Origin of the sequence: Microbispora hainanensis, from assembly GCF_036186745.1 — a bacterium.
Lineage (GTDB): Bacteria > Actinomycetota > Actinomycetes > Streptosporangiales > Streptosporangiaceae > Microbispora.
Window position 1 is genome coordinate 2,218,813 of the sequence record NZ_CP108086.1, and the last position, 14,787, is coordinate 2,233,599.

The window sequence follows — 14,787 nt, forward strand, 5'->3', positions numbered from 1 at the left end:
ACGAGTCCATCGCTCACCGGTCGCGGTTCGAGTCCCGCGCGGTGCGAGTGGCGATGAAGGCCGAACGGTTGATGTCGACGGCGTCCTTCCATTCGGGATGGTCTTCGACGTAGTCGGCGACGAACCCGCAGTAGACGCCGGCCCTGGACCGACTCCGGCTCAGATCTTCGAGCGCGTAGCGCGCCAGGGCCGAGGCGACGCCTCGATGCCGTTGGTCCGGGTCCACGTAGGAGTGCGTGAGCGAGATCCGCCCACCGGTCGTCTCGTACGCGAGACTGCCGACGACCTGCCCGTCGATCAGTGCCTCGTACAGGCGGGTGGTCTCGTCCTTGCGCACCTCAACGGCGGCCGGTGATCGATTCATGCCGTCCTCTCGCCTCGTTCGTCTCCAGTCGGTGCCTGTGGGCGGTTGTCAGCTCTCGATCCGAACCTGCCGCCTGTCGAAGGCGACATAGCCGCTGAAGTCGCGGCCGACGCGGGCCGCCGCCGACTCCTTGATGCCGGGGTAGGACCACGCGCCGTCGCTGAGCACCGTCTCTCCGGCCAGGACGTCGTGATACTGCGCCTTCCCCTTCCAGGGACAGGTGTAGGGCGTCGGGCTGTCGCGGAGCGTGCCGGCCACGACCGAGTCCGGCGGGAAGTAGACGTTCCCCTCTATCCTGACCACCGCGTCGTCCGCGGCCTCGGCCACCACGGTCTCCCCCACCACTGCCCGCATGTCCGTTTCCCTTCATCGATCCTTTGGCCGGCCGATGGTCGCGGTCAGGCGAGGCCAGGGGCGGGCGAGAACGACCACGAGCTGGAGCCCGAGAGGTCGAGCCACGTGCCCCGAGGTGTCCGGGCCACCCGGGCGACCATCGCCTCGCACTCGCGGCAGCGCAGCACGGTTCCAGGCCCGCCCATGTAGGCATGCAACTGCCCGAACGCCTGCGCGGCGCCGCAGCCGGCGCAACGGACGGTGGCGATGGTCGGGTCGCCCGCGATGATCCCGGCGAACTCGCCGGCGGCGGCGTTGCCGTCCAGGACCGGGCCGGTGCCGCCGCCGGGTGCGGCCGGGGTCGAGAAGTCCGAGGTCATCGAGTAGCTCCCGTTGCTCCGAATCGTTCCGTACGTATGCGATCTTCGGGGTATCCCGTCGTGCGGAGCAGCCGTGTGGCGTGGTCGACGAAGCCGGAGGGGCCGCACACGTAGACCCGGGCCGCCAGAGGCTCCGGCCACGCGGACGGAGGCCGGATGTCCTCGACCGTGAGGTGTCCGGCGGCACGGAGGTGCCCGTCGGGGACCCTGCGCGTGTAGACGAGGCGCACGTCCGCGAACCCCGGCGCGGACGGATCGGCCGACATCTCTTCCAGCTCGGGCCCGTACATGAGGTCGCGCGGCCGCGAAGCGAATACACGAGCATGGTCCGCGTCGGGTCCCCCGCTCGCTTCCGGGCTCGCACCATGGTGACCAGCGGCACCACTCCTGATCCACCGGCGATCAGGAGCACCGGGCCGTCCCCGATGGACGGGTCGCCCGGCTCCCAGACGAACCATCCGCCGATGGGCCCGCGTACGTCGAGCTCGTCGCCGATCTCCATGGTCTCCACCAGGTAGGGCGAGACCTCGCCATGGGGCAGGAGGTCGACGGTGATCGCGACGCGGTCGGGTGTGGCGGGCTCGGCCAGCGAGTAGCTCCGCTGGGCCGAGTAGCCGTCCGCCGCTGTGAGACGGATATCCACGTGCTGGCCGGGCAGATGTCCGGTCCAGCCGGGCACGTGGAGATCGAGTGTCCGGGAATGCCACGACTGCGAGTGCACACCGACGAGCGTTGCCTTGCGCCAGCGATTCCCTGCCAGAGCCACGGAGCCCAAGGCCGTGTTCGTGTCAGTCATCGGCGTACCGCTGCTCGCGCCATGGGTCGCCGTACGTGTGATAGCCGAAGCTCTCCCAGAAGCCCGGCTCGTCGGAGCGCTGCATGGTGATGCCCTTCACCCACTTCGCGGACTTCCAGAAGTAGAGATGCGGCACCAGGAGCCTGGCCGGACCGCCGTGCTCGGCGTGAAGCGGCTCTCCCTCGAACTCGTACGCGATCCAGGCCCTGCCGCCGAGCAGGTCTTCCAGAGGGAGGTTCGTGGTGTAGCCGCCGTACGAGTGGACCATCGCATAGTCGTCGTCGGTCTCGACGTCCTCGAAGAAGGTGTCGAGCGCGACGCCCCGCCACCGGGTCCCGAGTTTCGTCCACCGGGTCACGCAGTGGATATCGACGTTGATCTCCTCGGAGGGCAGGGCCGTCATCTCGTCCCAGCTCCACCGCTTCGGCTCGCCGATCTCCGGTGTGATGGTGAAGCTCCACCTCTCCGTCGGGATCAGCTGCGTCGGACCGGCCGTCAGCACGGGGAATCCGTGGGTCAGATGCTGGCCGGGCGGCAGATCGGCGGCACGCGGGTCGTGATGGCCGAAGAAGCCACGCGAGATTGTCACCCTGTGCTCTCTTCCAGACCCAACGGTCTCTAGTGGTGGGCGCCTCACGGACGAGTTGATGGACTCTTTGGTCCAAACTAGGGTCCGGCTGCGACCGGTGTCAAAGCGTACCTGGCCCGCTATATGCCGCATGTGACCATGAGATAGGTTGCAGAAATTGGACTACATAGACCAAACTCCGACGAGATGGCCAGGGAGGCAGGCTGTCGATCAACGCCTCCGGCCGGTGATGTCGTGGCGCGGCCTGGCGAACCGAGAAGGTGACTCCGTGACTGATGGCAGATGCTCCGACATGGTGCGATTCGGCGGCGATCTCGGGCTGGCACCGGAACACCTCCGGGGTTCGCTGACCGCTCATCTGGCCGACTGCCCGGACTGCGCGTCGTATGTCTCACAGATCGCCACGACCCGCGAGGTCCTCGGACGGCGCTCAGGTCCCGGTGGCGTACGGAACGACGGGTCCCCGGCGGGCGCCGAGGCCTTGCGACGTGCTCTCTTCGCGCGTGCCGAACTGCTCGACCCCGCGAACGCCGAGGACCTCGCCCAGCGATCGCTGGAGGTGGGCCTGGCCCTGCAACGCAGGGATTCCCGCCCGCGAGGGATCGCCGAGCTGACCACGATCATGCACGCGCTCAGTGACGCGCAGATGCGGCTGGAGGGCCGCACGACGCCCGCCGTCGACGTCGGCGCGGCCGCCCGAGCCCGGGCGGGCTCACTGGACGACCTCAACAGCGATGCCGATGAGCCCGAGCTCTTCTATCCGGATCTCTACCCGGGTGAGGGCGGGATCGACGGGTGGGTCGTCAGCCCGAGCCGGTGGCGGTACGGCGCGGAGATCCTGGGCCCGGAGGAAGTGGACGAGACCGGAGAGGTGTACGACCTGGTCGACAAGGCGCTCGGCGAACTGCCCGAGCCGCTCGGCGACCTTCTCGCGCTCGTCGACATACAGGGCTACCCGCTGACCGGCGCGGCGCGGGCACTCGGGCTCGATGAGCCATCGGCGACGGCTTCCTTGGCCCGCGCCCGGAACCACGTCCGTGGCCGTCTCGACGAGTACCTGCGTGGTGTGTCCCGGTAGGCCAAGACCACGATTCGGTACCCCCGCGAGAGCGGTGGCCCTTCGGGGTGGCCGTCGGCGGCCGTTCGGGGTGGCCGCATCACGGGCGCGCGGCAGATGGGCGGCGAAGGGTTGCGCCGAGGGGTGCCCAGCAGGGCAGGGGCGGCGGCGACCTGCGATGCGGCCCACAGGTCGCCGCCGCTTCGGCCCAGGCCCGTGCGGGACCATGACCCCGCCCCCGAGGTGACCCCGCCCCCGAGGTGGCTCAGCCGGGAACGATGAGCCCGCGCTGGTAGGCGCGTACCAGCCGGCGGGGCACCAGGAGCTCGCGGCCGTTCACGGTGATCGGCACCAGGTCGGGCGGAGTCGCCTTCCACTGGCTGCGACGGTGGCGGGTGTTGCTGCGCGAGGTTCTGCGCTTGGGAACGGCCACGATCACCAGCTCGCCTTCGTCACGCCCGGCAGTTCGCCCCGATGGGCCATCTGCCGGAACCGGATCCGCGACAGCCCGAACGTGCCGAGATATCCCCGCGGGCGGCCGTCGACGGAGTCGCGGTTGCGCACGCGGGTCGCGCTCGCGTCGCGCGGCTGGCGCGCCAGCTCGCGTACGGCCGATGCCCGCTCTTCCGGAGTGCCGGTGCGTACGACCTCCTTCAGCTCCGCACGCCGCCGGGCGTAGCGGGCGACCACGGCCTTGCGCCTCTCGTTGGCCGCGATCTTGCTCTTCTTGGCCATCAGATCTTCTCTCCGCGGGCCCGGATCCGGGCGACGGCGGTCTCGATGCCGATCTTGTCGATGGTTCTGATCGCCCGGGTGCTGAGCGTGAGCCGTACATAGCGGTTCTCGCTGGGCAGCCAGTAGCGGCGGTGCTGGATGTTGGGGTTCCATCGCCGGCGGGTGCGGCGGTGGGAGTGGGAGACGCGGTTGCCGAAGACCGGCGCGGCTCCCGTGAGCTGGCAGTGCGCCGACATCAGGCCCTCCCGTAGCGCTGGTTGAACCGCTCGACCCGGCCGGCGGTGTCGAGCACCCTGCTGCGCCCGGTGTAGAAGGGGTGGCTCGCGGAGGAGACGTCGACGTCCACCACGGGATAGGTGTTGCCGTCCTCCCACTCGATCGTCTTGCCGCTGGTGATGGTCGAGCGGGTGAGGAAGGCGAACCCGGCGCCCGGGTCGCGGAACACGACCGGGTGGTAGTCGGGGTGGATGCCCTTCTTCATCGTTCCTCCCGGAATGCGACGTGCCTGCGGATGATCGGGTCGTACTTGCGGAGCGTGAGCCGGTCGGGGTCGTTTCGCCGGTTCTTGCGGGTCACGTAGGTGTAGCCGGTGCCCGCGCTCGATCGCAGCTTGATCACGGGGCGTAGCTCGTTTCTGGCCATGGGCCGTTCCTCTCTCGCCGTCGGTATGTGTAATGATAACGATAATCGTTTTCATTCCGGCAACCCGGAGGCACCCATGTCCACCCCCGTCGTCCTGGTCGCGGGCCTGCACGCCTCTGCTCGCACGGCCGTCGTCGATCGCCTCCTGCGCGACCATCCCGGCTCCGTGGCCGTCCACCACGACCTGCGGGAGGTGACCGCCGACCGGGTGCAGCGCGTGGTGCGCGACGCGTCCACCGTGCTCGACCTGGCCGACGTACGGCTCGCGCACGGCTGCGTCACCTGCACCGTCCGCGAGGACCTGCTCCCTCAGCTGGTGCGGCACGCCGCCACCGCGTCGCTGCTCGTGGTCGACCTGTGGGACTCGGTCGAGCCGCGCTCGGTCGCCGAGGCGCTCGACTGTGAGGAGGCCCACGACATCCTGCGGCTGACCTGCGTGCTGACCGCGCTGCACGCCGAGCACATGCCCGTCGACATCACCCGCGGCGACCGCCTCCGCGAGACCGGCCAGATCGCCGCGTCCGGCGACCAGCGCTTTCTCGCCGAGGTCCTGGCCCGGCAGATCGAGTACGCGACCGCCCTGTCCGTGCACGGCGGCGACGAAGAGGATGTGGAGCTCTCCCGCGCCGTGCTCGCCCACCTCGCGCCCTGCACGCCGGTTTTCGCCCCGGGTTCCGCCGAGTCGCCGCTGCCCGACGTGACCGGCGCCCGGCTGTGCACGCGGGAACTGGCCGAACGCGTCGACCCCGCCACCGCCCAGCTGCCCTGCGACGCCCAGACCGACGAGATCACCACGGTCGTCTGGCACCGGCTGCGCCCGCTGCACCCCGCCCGCCTGTTCGAGGCCGTGGACGAGCTGGTCACCCAGTCCGTACGCTCCCGCGGGCGGTTCTGGCTGGCCAGCCGGCCCGATCGGCAGCTCGCCTGGGACGCGGTCGCGGGCATCGTGTCGGTCGAGGACGCCGGGCCCTGGCTGGCCGCGTTGCCGGAGGCCGCCTGGGACATGGTCTCCCCCGCCCGCCGTACGGCCGCCGGCCTCGACTGGGACCCCGTCACCGGCGACCGGGTCCAGCACCTGGTGTTCACCGGGCCCGACCTCGACCGCGAGCGCCTCCACGCCCTGCTCGACTCCTGCCTGCTCACCGGGGAGGAGGCACGGGCGGGCTCCGGCGTGTGGGCCGGTTACGACGACCCCTTCGCCCACATCCTCGACCTCAAGGAGATCGCATGAAGCCCCGCCGTACGCCCCGGAAGAAGGGCAACCCGCTGCAGGGCGTGAGCTACGTCGACTACAAGAACACCGACCTGCTGCGGAAGTTCATCTCCGACCGCGGCAAGATCCGCAGCCGCCGCGTCACCGGCGTCACCGTGCAGCAGCAACGCCAGATCGCCCGCGCCATCAAGAACGCCCGTGAGATGGCGCTGCTCCCCTACGCATCCCAGCCGCGTTCCTGACCGGCACGGCGCCCCCGGCCCTCGGCGGGCAGACCGTCGACCCGTTCGAACCACAAGGATTGACATGAACACCTCCTCCCTCCGTCGTCCCGCCGTGCTCGTCGTCGCGGGCGTGGCTTCCGTGCTGCTGGCCGGCTGCGGCGGCTCGCCTGCTCCCGCGGCGTCCGCGGCGCCGTCCGCGAGCGCGTCCACGAGCGCGTCCACCGGCGCGGTCGCCGTGGTGACCTCCACCAACGTGTACGGCGACATCGTGCGGCAGATCGGCGGCGACAAGGTCGCGGTGACCTCGTTCATCGCCAGCCCCGACCAGGACCCGCACTCCTACGAGGCCAACACGCAGAACCAGCTGGCCCTGTCGAACGCCAAGGTGATCATCGAGAACGGCGGCGGCTACGACGACTTCATGGACAAGATGCGCGACGCCGCCGGCAACACCACGGCCCAGGTGCTGAACGCGGTCGAGATCTCCGGGAAGACGGCGGCCGCCGGGGAGGAGCTCAACGAGCACGTCTGGTATGACTTCCCGTCCGTCGCGCGGCTGGCCGACTCGATCGCCGCCGCGCTGGGCAAGGCCGATCCCTCCGGAGCCGCCGCCTTCACCGCAGGGGCCGAGGCCTTCAAGCAGAAGCTCACGCCGCTGGAGGAGCAGGAGGCGACGATCGCGCAGAGCGCGAAGGGCACCGCCGTGGCGATCACCGAGCCGGTCCCGCTGTACATGATCGAGGCCTGCGGCCTGACCAACGCCACCCCCGAGGACTTCAGCGAGGCCATCGAGGAGGGCAACGACGTCTCCGCCCGCGTCCTGCGGGACACCCTCGCCCTGTTCAGCGGCAAGAAGGTGCGGGCCCTGGTCTACAACTCCCAGACCTCCGGCCCGGAGACCGAGAAGGTCCGTGAGGCGGCGGACGGCAGCGGGATCCCCGTCGTCCCGGTCACCGAGACCCTGCCCTCCGGTGAGGACTACATCGGCTGGATGACCGCCAACCTCGACGCGCTCGGCAAGGCCCTGCACGATGACTGAGCCGATGACCGAGCCGGTGGCCGAGCCGGTGGCCGAGCCGGTGACTGGGCCGATGATCGAGCGACCGGGCGCCGTCGCACCGCAGGCCGCCCCCACCGGCGGATCGCCCGTCGTCCTCAGCCTGACCGGCGCGGAACTGCGCCGTGGCGAGCGCGTGCTGTGGTCCGGGCTGGACCTGGAGCTGCACGGCGGCGAGTTCATCGCCGTGCTGGGGCCCAACGGAGCGGGCAAGACCAGCCTGCTGCACGCCGTCCTGGGCCAGGTGCCTCTCTCCGCCGGCACCCTGCTGATCGGCGGCCGCCCGCCGCGGCGAGGCGGCGATCTGATCGGCTACATCCCCCAGCAGCGCGCCGTCGCCCCGCACACGCCACTGCGCGCCCGCGATCTCGTACGGCTCGGCGTCGACGGCCACCGCTGGGGTCTGCCCCTCGGCGGCCGGGGGCTGCGGCGCCGCATCGACGAACTGCTGACCGAGGTCGGCGCGCAGACGTACGCGGACATGCCGCTCGGCCTGCTGTCCGGCGGCGAGCAGCAGCGGGTGCGCATCGCGCAGGCCCTGGCCACCGATCCCGCGCTCCTGCTGTGCGACGAGCCGCTCCTGTCGCTGGACCCGCATCACCAGCACGCGATCGTCGACCTGCTCGACCGGCGGCGGCGCGCCCGCGGCACCGCGGTGCTCTTCGTCACCCACGAGCTCAACCCGGTGCTGCCGCTGGTCGACCGGGTGCTCTACCTGGCCGGGGGCCGGTTCCGCGTCGGCACGCCCGACGAGGTGATGACGTCGTCCGTGTTGTCCGACCTGTACGGCGGCCAGGTCGAGGTGGTCCGGGCCCACGGCCGCTACCTGGTCGCCGGCGCATCCGTCCCGCATCACCTCGACCACACCGAAGGCGTCCCGTCATGAGCACCGGCATCTGGCACCAGATCTTCAACTACGACGACTACGGGCAACTGCTGGCTCTGGTCACCAACTCGATCATCGCCGCGGCCGTGCTGGGCGTGGTCGGCGGCCTGATCAGCACGTTCGTGATGATGCGGGATCTGGCCTTCGCCGTGCACGGGATCGCCGAGCTGTCCTTCGCCGGCGCGGCGGCCGCGCTCCTGCTCGGGGTGAACGTGGTGGCGGGATCCCTGGCCGGATCGGTGCTGGCCGCCGCGGTCATCGGCGCCATGGGAGTGCGCGTCCGCGACCGCAACTCCGCCATCGGCGTGCTGATGCCGTTCGGCCTGGGCTTGGGCGTGCTGTTCCTTTCGCTGTACAAGGGCCGCGCCGCCAACAAGTTCGGGCTGCTCACCGGTCAGATCGTGGCCGTGGACACGCCGCAGACCGCTTGGCTCATCGGCGTGTCGGTCGTCGTCCTGGTCGCCTTGGCGGTCATGTGGCGTCCGCTGACCTTCGCCAGCCTCGATCCCGAGGTCGCCGCCGCCCGCGGCGTGCCCGTCCGGGCCCTGTCTCCCGTGTTCACCCTGGTGCTGGGTCTCGCCGTGGCCACGACCATCCAGATCGTCGGCGCTCTGCTGGTGCTCGCCCTGGTGGTCACCCCAGCGGCCGCCGCCACCCGGGTGACCGCCTCCCCTCGGCTTATCCCGCTGCTCAGCGTCCTGTTCGCCGTCACGTCCGTGGTCGGCGGCATCCTCATCGCGTTGGGCAGCAGCATCCCGATCAGCCCGTATGTCACCACGATCGCCTTCGTCATCTATCTGGCCTGCCGCGCCGCCGGTGCCGTACGGGCCCGGAGCGGCTGGGCGCGCAGACCCCCGGCCGCGGTCGCGGGCTAGAGGTCGATGACGACCTTGCCGTGCACGTGCCGGCCGGCCTGGAGCTCGGCCGCGCGGCGGATCTCCTCGATCGGGAAGCTCGCCGCGATGGGCACCCGGAGCCGCCCCGCCGCGACCAGGCGGGCGATCTCTTCCAGGGCGCCGGGGGCGGCGTTCGCGCCGTTGGCCGCCGCCACGCCCTCGACCTGTGCGGCGATGGTGCAGATGCGGCCGTCCGGGACGCCGAGCTTCCTCGCGGCGTGCACCGTCTCCGTGCCGTGCAGGTCGATGGCGGCGGTGACACCGCCGGGGGCGAGGTCGCGGACCCGGTCGGCCAGGCCGTCGCCGTAGACGACCGGCTCGGCTCCGAGATCGCGCAGGAAGCCGGCCGAGTTCGCCGATCCCGTCCCGATCACGCGCGCTCCCGCGAGCCGGGCGAGCTGGACGGCGAACACGCCGACCCCGCCCGCCGCGCCGCCGATCAGCACGGTTTCGTCCGGGCCGGGGTCGATCACGGCGAGGGCGGCGGACGCCGTTCGCCCGGCGATCGTGAGGGTGGCGGCGGTGCGGTCGTCGACGCCGTCGGGAGTGTGATGGGCCTCGTTCGCCGCGATCCCTCCGGCCGGGTCGATCACCACGAAGTCGGCGACCGCGCGGGACAGGGCGCCCCCGAACACCCGGTCGCCGGGCGCGAAGCCGGTCACCCCGCCACCGACCTGGTCGACCAGCCCCGCGTAGTCGGTGCCGAACCCGGCCGGGAGGCTCAGGCCGAACCGGGCGGCGGTGTCCGCGTCGGCGGTCATGATCCAGTCCATCGGGTTCAGCCCGGCCGCGGTGACCCGTACGCGGATCTGTCCCGGGCCCGCCTGGGGAGCGGGAACCTCGCGGACGTCCAGAACCTCGGGGCCGCCGAACGAGTCGAGCCGGACCGCCCTGCCCCTGCCCGTCGGCGGTTGATCGTGCTGCATGTGCGCCTGCCTCCTTGGGGGAACACGAAACGGACTATGCTCCGTTTCGATGGACGACCCTAACACAACCGGAGCGTGTTCCGTTTTGACTGAGGCAGAGATGCGCGCGACACGGGCGGACGCGGCCCGGAACCGCGACCAGTTGCTCGCGGTGGCGACCCGCGTGTTCGCGTCGGCCGACGCCGAGCCGTCGATGCGTGCGATCGCCCGCGAGGCCGGGGTCGGCATCGCCACGCTCTATCGGCACTTCCCGACCCGAGAGTCGCTGGTCGACGCGGTCTACCGGGACCAGGTCGTACGGCTGACGACCGGCGCCCGCGAGCTGCTCGGCGAGATGCCTCCGGCCGCGGCGATGCGGCGCTGGATGGACCTGTTCGGCGACTGGATCGCGACCAAGAACGGCATGCTCGGCACGCTGCTCGCGATGATCGAGTCGGGCGAGATCGCCCACGCGCAGACCCGGAACGAGCTGCTGGCGGCCATCACCACGATCCTCGACGCCGGCCGGACGGCGGGCGACCTCCGCTCCGACGTCGGCGCCGAAGACATCGCCGCCTCCCTCATCGGCATCTTCACCGTGGCACCCCGGCGAGAGCAGGACGCCAGGGCCGGTCGCCTGCTCGACCTGCTGATGGACGGCCTCCGACCCGCCGACCGCCCGGCCTGAGCCTGCACCGAGCAGGCCTGAGCCGGTCCGAGCCTGGACCGAGGCGGGCACCGGAGCACGGCCGCACCCGTGAAACGATCATGAGTGCCGATGCCGTACACATGGAGGAGAGACCACCGCATGACAGCCGCGCGGAAGATCCGGATGCTCGTCACCGGAGGCGGGACCGGCGGGCACACTTATCCCGCGCTCACGACCATCTCGGCCGTCCGCCGGCATGCCGCGGCGCAGGGCCGCGACCTGGACGTGCTGTGGGTGGGCACGGCCGACGGGCTGGAAGCGCGGATCGCCATGGAGCACCACATCCCGTTCAGGGCGATCAGCGCGGGCAAGGTCAGGCGATCGCCGAACCTCCGTGAGCTCGGCCGGAACGTGGCCGATCTTTTCCGGATCCCGATCGGGGTTCTGCAGGCCGCCGGGATCGCCGCGCGCTACCGGCCCGACGTGGTGTTGTCGACGGGAGGGTATGTCTGCGTGCCCCTCGGTCTCGCCGCTCGCCTGCTCGGCCGTCCGCTGGTCATGCACGAGCAGATCACCGCGCTCGGCCTGGCCAACCGCATCCTGGCCCGCGTGGCCACGACGATCGCGCTCACCCATCCCACCTCGATCGACCACCTCCCCGCGCGGGCCCGCGCGCGGGCCGTGGTCACGGGCAACCCCATCCGTCCCCAGCTCCTGCACGGAAACCCTGTCCGAGCGCACCAGCGGTATGGCCTCGCCCCGGACCTGCCGCTCGTCTACGTGACCGGCGGCGCGCAGGGCAGCAGGCAGATCAACACCCTGATCGAGCGGATCCTGCCCACGCTGCTCACCCGCGCCCAGGTGCTCCACCAGTGCGGCCGGGACTGGATCGGCCACCTCACCGAGGTCGCCGCCGGCCTGCCCGCCGGGATCGGCGCGCGCTATCACCCCACGGCGTACGTCGGCGAGGAACTGCCCGACGTGTACGCCGCCGCGGACGTCGTCGTCTCCCGCAGCGGCGCGGGAACCGTCGCCGAGCTGGTCGCGGTCGGGAAGCCGTCCGTCCTCATCCCGCTGATCCCCGCCGCCGGAGACGAGCAACGCGGCAACGCCCGCTACCTCGTCGAGGCCGGAGCCGCCCGCGCCCTGCTCGAACCCGGCCCCACCCCCGAGCAGCTCCTGGCCGAACTCGACGTGCTGCTCGCCGATCCCGGCCTCCGCGTACGCATGACCCATGCCGCCAGAGCCCGCGGACGGCCCGACGCCGCCGACGCCCTCGCCAGGGTGATCCTCGACCAGGCGAAGTGACCCCCCTCCGTCCGGGTGCGGCCGATTCCTTTTCGCGGCGACCGGGGTCTGTACGGCACGTTCCTGGACGGCCCGCGACCGCCGTACGTGGCCGGTTTCGAGGCCGGTTTCGATGCCGGTTTCGAGGCCGCCGGTGAGGTCGTCGCGATGGGCGAGGGGGTGACCGCCCCGGGACCGGGGCCCCCACGCGCGCTGCTCGACGGCTACATCGCGGCCTTCGAGCGCTCCGACGCCGGCCTGCTTGAACAGGTGCTGCGTGCGGACGCCACGCTCGAGGCGACGCCGTTCCGCGACTGGCAGTCGGGCCGGGCGAGGTGCGTCCACATGCTCGGCACGTACGTGCTGGGCACTCCGGGCGACTGGCGGATGATCGCCACCGCGGCCAACGGCCGGCCCGCCGCCGTCGTGTATCACCGGGACGCCGGCGGCGTGCTCCGCGCCGACGGCGCCGTGGTGCTGGCCGCGACCGCCACGGGTGTCTCCCGCGTGGTCAAGTTCCATGATCCCGCGCTGGTCGCGATGTTCGGCTTCCCGGACGTGCTCGCGGACACCGCTTCCCTGCCACTCAGGCGGCGGTGATTCCGCCGTCGACGGCGAGCGCGGCACCGGTGATGAACCGGGCTTCGTCGCTCAGCAGGAACGCCACGAACGCGGCGATCTCCTCCGGCTGCCCGATCCGCCCGATCGGGTGCATCGCCCCGGCCACGCGCAGGGACTCTCCCGGCGACGGACCCATGTTGTCGCGCAGCAGCGGCGTGTCGACGCCACCGGTGACCAGGGCGTTGATCCCGTGGTCGAGCCGTGCATGCGTACGAGCCCCTGAACGCGCTTGCCGTCGGCCGGCGACGAGCGCAGGACACCTGCCTGAGGGCGCCGCCCGCCGGCTACGCGGGCGCCTACGCCGAAGTCAGGAGGTGTGCGCCCGCGCGGTCCGTTCGGCCTGGTCGATGGCCCAGGCGGCGTTGATGAGCCCGATGTGGCTGAACGCCTGCGGGAAGTTGCCGAGCAGCGCGCCGCTCCCGGGATCGACCTCCTCCGACAGCAGGCCCACGTCGTTGGCGTACGCGGCGGCCCGCTCGAATGCCTCCCTGGCCCGGCCGACCTGCCCGGACACGGCGAGCGCCTGCGCCAGCCAGAACGAGCACAGCAGGAACGTGCCCTCCTCGCCGGCGAGGCCGTCGACGCCGTCCTCGGTGCGGTAGCGGTAGACCAGGCCCTGGTCGTCGGTGAGCCGCTGCGCGATCGCGTCGATCGTGGAGAGCACCCGCGGGTCGTCGGGCGGCAGGAAGCCGGTGATCGGCACCATGAGGGCACTGGCGTCCAGCTCGTCGGAGCCGAAGGACTGCGTGAACGCCCCCACCCGCTCGTTCCAGCCCTCGCGCAGCAGGGCGTCGCGGATCTCGGCGCGGGTCAGCCGCCAGGACTCCGTACGATCCTGCGCCCGGAGCAGGCCGGCGAGGGTGATGCCGCGGTCCAGCGCCACCCAGCACATGAGCTTGGAGTAGAGGAAGTCGCGTGGCTCTCCGCGTATCTCCCAGATGCCCTGGTCCTTTTCCGTCCAGCGCTCGGCCGCGGTGTCGGCGCAGGCGACGAGGAAGCGCCTGACGTCGTCGTCGATGCCGCCGATCTGGCGTTCGAGGCGCGCGGCCGCGTCGAGCAGCTCGCCATAGACGTCGATCTGCCGCTGGTTCCACGCGCCGTTTCCGACGCGTACGGGCCGGCTGTCGCGCCAGCCGCGCAGGTGCGGCAGGGTGCGCTCGCTCAGGTCGTGCTCGCCGCGGACGCCGAACATGATCTGCAGCGCGCGGTCCTCGTCCAGAGTCGGGGCCGCGGTGGTGAGGAAGGAGAAGAAGTCGCTCGCCTCGTCGGGGCAGGCCGCGACCCACAGGGCGCTCATGGTCAGTGACGCATCCCGGACCCACGTGAACCGGTAGTCCCAGTTGCGCGCACCGCCGGGCCATTCGGGCAGCGACGTCGTGGCGGCCGCGACGATCGCGCCGCTCGGCTGGAAGGACAGCGCCTGCAGCACCCGCCCGCTGTGGTGCACGAGGTCGCACCATGGGCCGTCATAGGCCTGGTGGAGGCTGGACCACGACCGCCAGGCGGCGATCGTGCCGTCCAGCCGGGCCGCCAGCTCCGTCTGGTCCCACACCCGCGCGGGAGTCTCCTGCGGCGTCGAGCGGTGCATCCCGAAGTGCAGTGTCTCGCCCTCGTGCACCGTGAACGCGCCGTACGCGCTGCCGTCCTCGATGCGGAGGGGGACCGGCGTGGTCAGCACGAGCGACTCGGCTCCGCCGTGGGCGGTGACGCCGCCGTCGGCGACGGACAGGATCGGGTGGATCAGGCCGTACTCCGGCCTGGGCCGGTAATCGACCTCCATCGGCACCTCGCCGCCGAGGCCGGACACCCGTCGGGCGAGCAGGTGCGGCACCCCGACGCCGAGCCGGTGGCCGCCGTCGTCAGGCCCGGTGAGCAGGGCGTCGGTGAGGACGGCCGTGCCGCTCCCGGTGCGGAACGTGGTCTCCAGCACCATCGTCCGCGGCAGATAACGGCGCGTCGTCTCGAAGGGGATGGCCGGGCGGATCGACCAGTGCCCGGCCTCGTCGTCCAGCAGGCGGGCGAAGACGGACGGCCCGTCGAACCGGGGGAAGCACAGCCACTCGGCCGATCCGTCCCTGCTGATGAGGCCGGCGGAATGGCGATCGGACACCAACGCGAGGTCGGCGATGGGGGTGGTGCTCATCAACGCCCGA

Annotated in this window: 21 protein-coding genes and 1 pseudogene; 9 read left to right on the top strand and 13 right to left on the bottom strand. The window is 71.5% G+C overall.

Going from position 1 to position 14,787, the window contains the following annotated elements; all coding sequences use genetic code 11:
- Positions 1-13: 13 nt before the first annotated feature.
- From OHB01_RS10155 to OHB01_RS10175, 5 genes and pseudogenes are all read right to left on the bottom strand, one after another.
- Positions 14-364 carry a GNAT family N-acetyltransferase gene (locus OHB01_RS10155; RefSeq protein ID WP_142650048.1) on the bottom strand — a complete coding sequence of 117 codons (351 nt, stop codon included), beginning with the start codon at positions 362-364 and terminating at the stop codon, positions 14-16.
- 48 nt (positions 365-412) lie between these two features.
- Positions 413-718 carry a DUF427 domain-containing protein gene (locus tag OHB01_RS10160; protein WP_142650047.1) on the bottom strand — a complete coding sequence of 102 codons (306 nt, stop codon included), beginning with the start codon at positions 716-718 and terminating at the stop codon, positions 413-415.
- A 44-nt stretch (positions 719-762) separates the two neighbouring features.
- Positions 763-1,077, bottom strand: a complete 315-nt coding sequence (locus OHB01_RS10165) for a DUF6510 family protein (RefSeq protein ID WP_142650046.1) — start codon at positions 1,075-1,077, stop codon at positions 763-765.
- A gap of 514 nt (positions 1,078-1,591) precedes the next feature.
- Positions 1,592-1,873, bottom strand: a pseudogene (locus OHB01_RS10170) (FAD-binding oxidoreductase); the annotation flags it as partial.
- Positions 1,866-2,462: a sulfite oxidase-like oxidoreductase gene (locus tag OHB01_RS10175; RefSeq protein WP_260617404.1), complete on the bottom strand. Its 597-nt coding sequence runs from the start codon at positions 2,460-2,462 to the stop codon at positions 1,866-1,868. The pseudogene OHB01_RS10170 and the gene OHB01_RS10175, both read right to left, overlap by 8 nt.
- A 268-nt stretch (positions 2,463-2,730) precedes the next feature.
- Here OHB01_RS10175 and OHB01_RS10180 point away from each other — a divergent pair, with 268 nt between their 5' ends.
- Entirely contained in the window at positions 2,731-3,540 is an 810-nt protein-coding gene (locus OHB01_RS10180; RefSeq protein ID WP_328708766.1) for a hypothetical protein, read from the top strand.
- A 244-nt stretch (positions 3,541-3,784) separates the two neighbouring features.
- On the opposite strand, the gene rpmF is transcribed toward OHB01_RS10180, so the two are convergent.
- Genes rpmF through rpmG form a run of 5 tightly spaced genes read right to left on the bottom strand, consistent with a single transcriptional unit; the run spans position 3,785 to position 4,896 of the window.
- Entirely contained in the window at positions 3,785-3,952 is a 168-nt protein-coding gene (gene rpmF / locus OHB01_RS10185) for a 50S ribosomal protein L32 (protein ID WP_076443167.1), read from the bottom strand.
- Between the two features lie 2 nt (positions 3,953-3,954).
- Complete coding sequence (gene rpsN / locus OHB01_RS10190; RefSeq protein WP_142650042.1) at positions 3,955-4,254, bottom strand: 30S ribosomal protein S14; 300 nt, start codon at positions 4,252-4,254, stop codon at positions 3,955-3,957.
- Complete coding sequence (gene rpmB, locus OHB01_RS10195; RefSeq protein WP_147943627.1) at positions 4,254-4,490, bottom strand: 50S ribosomal protein L28; 237 nt, start codon at positions 4,488-4,490, stop codon at positions 4,254-4,256. The genes rpsN and rpmB overlap by 1 nt, the downstream gene beginning before the upstream one ends.
- Positions 4,490-4,735 (bottom strand): type B 50S ribosomal protein L31, encoded by a 246-nt coding sequence (locus tag OHB01_RS10200; RefSeq protein WP_142650040.1) that lies wholly within the window; start codon positions 4,733-4,735, stop codon positions 4,490-4,492. Before OHB01_RS10200 ends, rpmB begins: the two co-directional genes overlap by 1 nt.
- Positions 4,732-4,896 carry a 50S ribosomal protein L33 gene (gene rpmG, locus OHB01_RS10205; protein WP_142650039.1) on the bottom strand — a complete coding sequence of 55 codons (165 nt, stop codon included), beginning with the start codon at positions 4,894-4,896 and terminating at the stop codon, positions 4,732-4,734. Before rpmG ends, OHB01_RS10200 begins: the two co-directional genes overlap by 4 nt.
- A 76-nt stretch (positions 4,897-4,972) precedes the next feature.
- Here rpmG and OHB01_RS10210 point away from each other — a divergent pair, with 76 nt between their 5' ends.
- From OHB01_RS10210 to OHB01_RS10230, 5 genes are all read left to right on the top strand, one after another.
- Positions 4,973-6,127, top strand: a complete 1,155-nt coding sequence (locus tag OHB01_RS10210; protein WP_142650038.1) for a CobW family GTP-binding protein — start codon at positions 4,973-4,975, stop codon at positions 6,125-6,127.
- A complete protein-coding gene (rpsR, locus tag OHB01_RS10215; protein WP_142650037.1) occupies positions 6,124-6,351 on the top strand; it encodes a 30S ribosomal protein S18 in 228 nt (75 codons plus the stop codon). Before OHB01_RS10210 ends, rpsR begins: the two co-directional genes overlap by 4 nt.
- Positions 6,352-6,415: 64 nt before the next feature.
- Positions 6,416-7,372, top strand: coding sequence for a metal ABC transporter solute-binding protein, Zn/Mn family (locus OHB01_RS10220; RefSeq protein WP_142650036.1), 957 nt, complete (start codon positions 6,416-6,418; stop codon positions 7,370-7,372).
- Positions 7,365-8,276, top strand: a complete 912-nt coding sequence (locus OHB01_RS10225) for a metal ABC transporter ATP-binding protein (protein WP_240971817.1) — start codon at positions 7,365-7,367, stop codon at positions 8,274-8,276. The genes OHB01_RS10220 and OHB01_RS10225 overlap by 8 nt, the downstream gene beginning before the upstream one ends.
- Positions 8,273-9,151, top strand: a complete 879-nt coding sequence (locus OHB01_RS10230) for a metal ABC transporter permease (RefSeq protein ID WP_142650035.1) — start codon at positions 8,273-8,275, stop codon at positions 9,149-9,151. The genes OHB01_RS10225 and OHB01_RS10230 overlap by 4 nt, the downstream gene beginning before the upstream one ends.
- Here OHB01_RS10230 and OHB01_RS10235 read toward each other — a convergent pair.
- The gene (locus OHB01_RS10235; protein WP_328855253.1) at positions 9,148-10,098 is read right to left on the bottom strand and encodes an NADP-dependent oxidoreductase; all 951 of its coding nucleotides are present in this window, start codon (positions 10,096-10,098) and stop codon (positions 9,148-9,150) included. The genes OHB01_RS10230 and OHB01_RS10235 overlap by 4 nt on opposite strands.
- Before the next feature lie 100 nt (positions 10,099-10,198).
- Between OHB01_RS10235 and OHB01_RS10240 the strand changes: the two genes are divergently transcribed.
- The 3 genes from OHB01_RS10240 (at position 10,199) to OHB01_RS10250 (ending at position 12,613) form a co-directional block, all read left to right on the top strand.
- Positions 10,199-10,765, top strand: a complete 567-nt coding sequence (locus OHB01_RS10240; RefSeq protein ID WP_142650033.1) for a TetR/AcrR family transcriptional regulator — start codon at positions 10,199-10,201, stop codon at positions 10,763-10,765.
- 120 nt (positions 10,766-10,885) lie between these two features.
- Positions 10,886-12,034: a UDP-N-acetylglucosamine--N-acetylmuramyl-(pentapeptide) pyrophosphoryl-undecaprenol N-acetylglucosamine transferase gene (locus OHB01_RS10245; RefSeq protein ID WP_328855254.1), complete on the top strand. Its 1,149-nt coding sequence runs from the start codon at positions 10,886-10,888 to the stop codon at positions 12,032-12,034.
- Between the two features lie 15 nt (positions 12,035-12,049).
- Positions 12,050-12,613 (top strand): hypothetical protein, encoded by a 564-nt coding sequence (locus tag OHB01_RS10250; protein WP_328708760.1) that lies wholly within the window; start codon positions 12,050-12,052, stop codon positions 12,611-12,613.
- Here the strand turns inward: OHB01_RS10250 and OHB01_RS10255 are convergent.
- The gene (locus tag OHB01_RS10255; protein WP_142650031.1) at positions 12,600-12,821 is read right to left on the bottom strand and encodes an SDR family oxidoreductase; all 222 of its coding nucleotides are present in this window, start codon (positions 12,819-12,821) and stop codon (positions 12,600-12,602) included. The genes OHB01_RS10250 and OHB01_RS10255 overlap by 14 nt on opposite strands.
- 120 nt (positions 12,822-12,941) lie before the next feature.
- Positions 12,942-14,777, bottom strand: coding sequence for a glycoside hydrolase family 15 protein (locus tag OHB01_RS10260; RefSeq protein ID WP_142650030.1), 1,836 nt, complete (start codon positions 14,775-14,777; stop codon positions 12,942-12,944).
- Positions 14,778-14,787 lie beyond the last annotated feature (10 nt).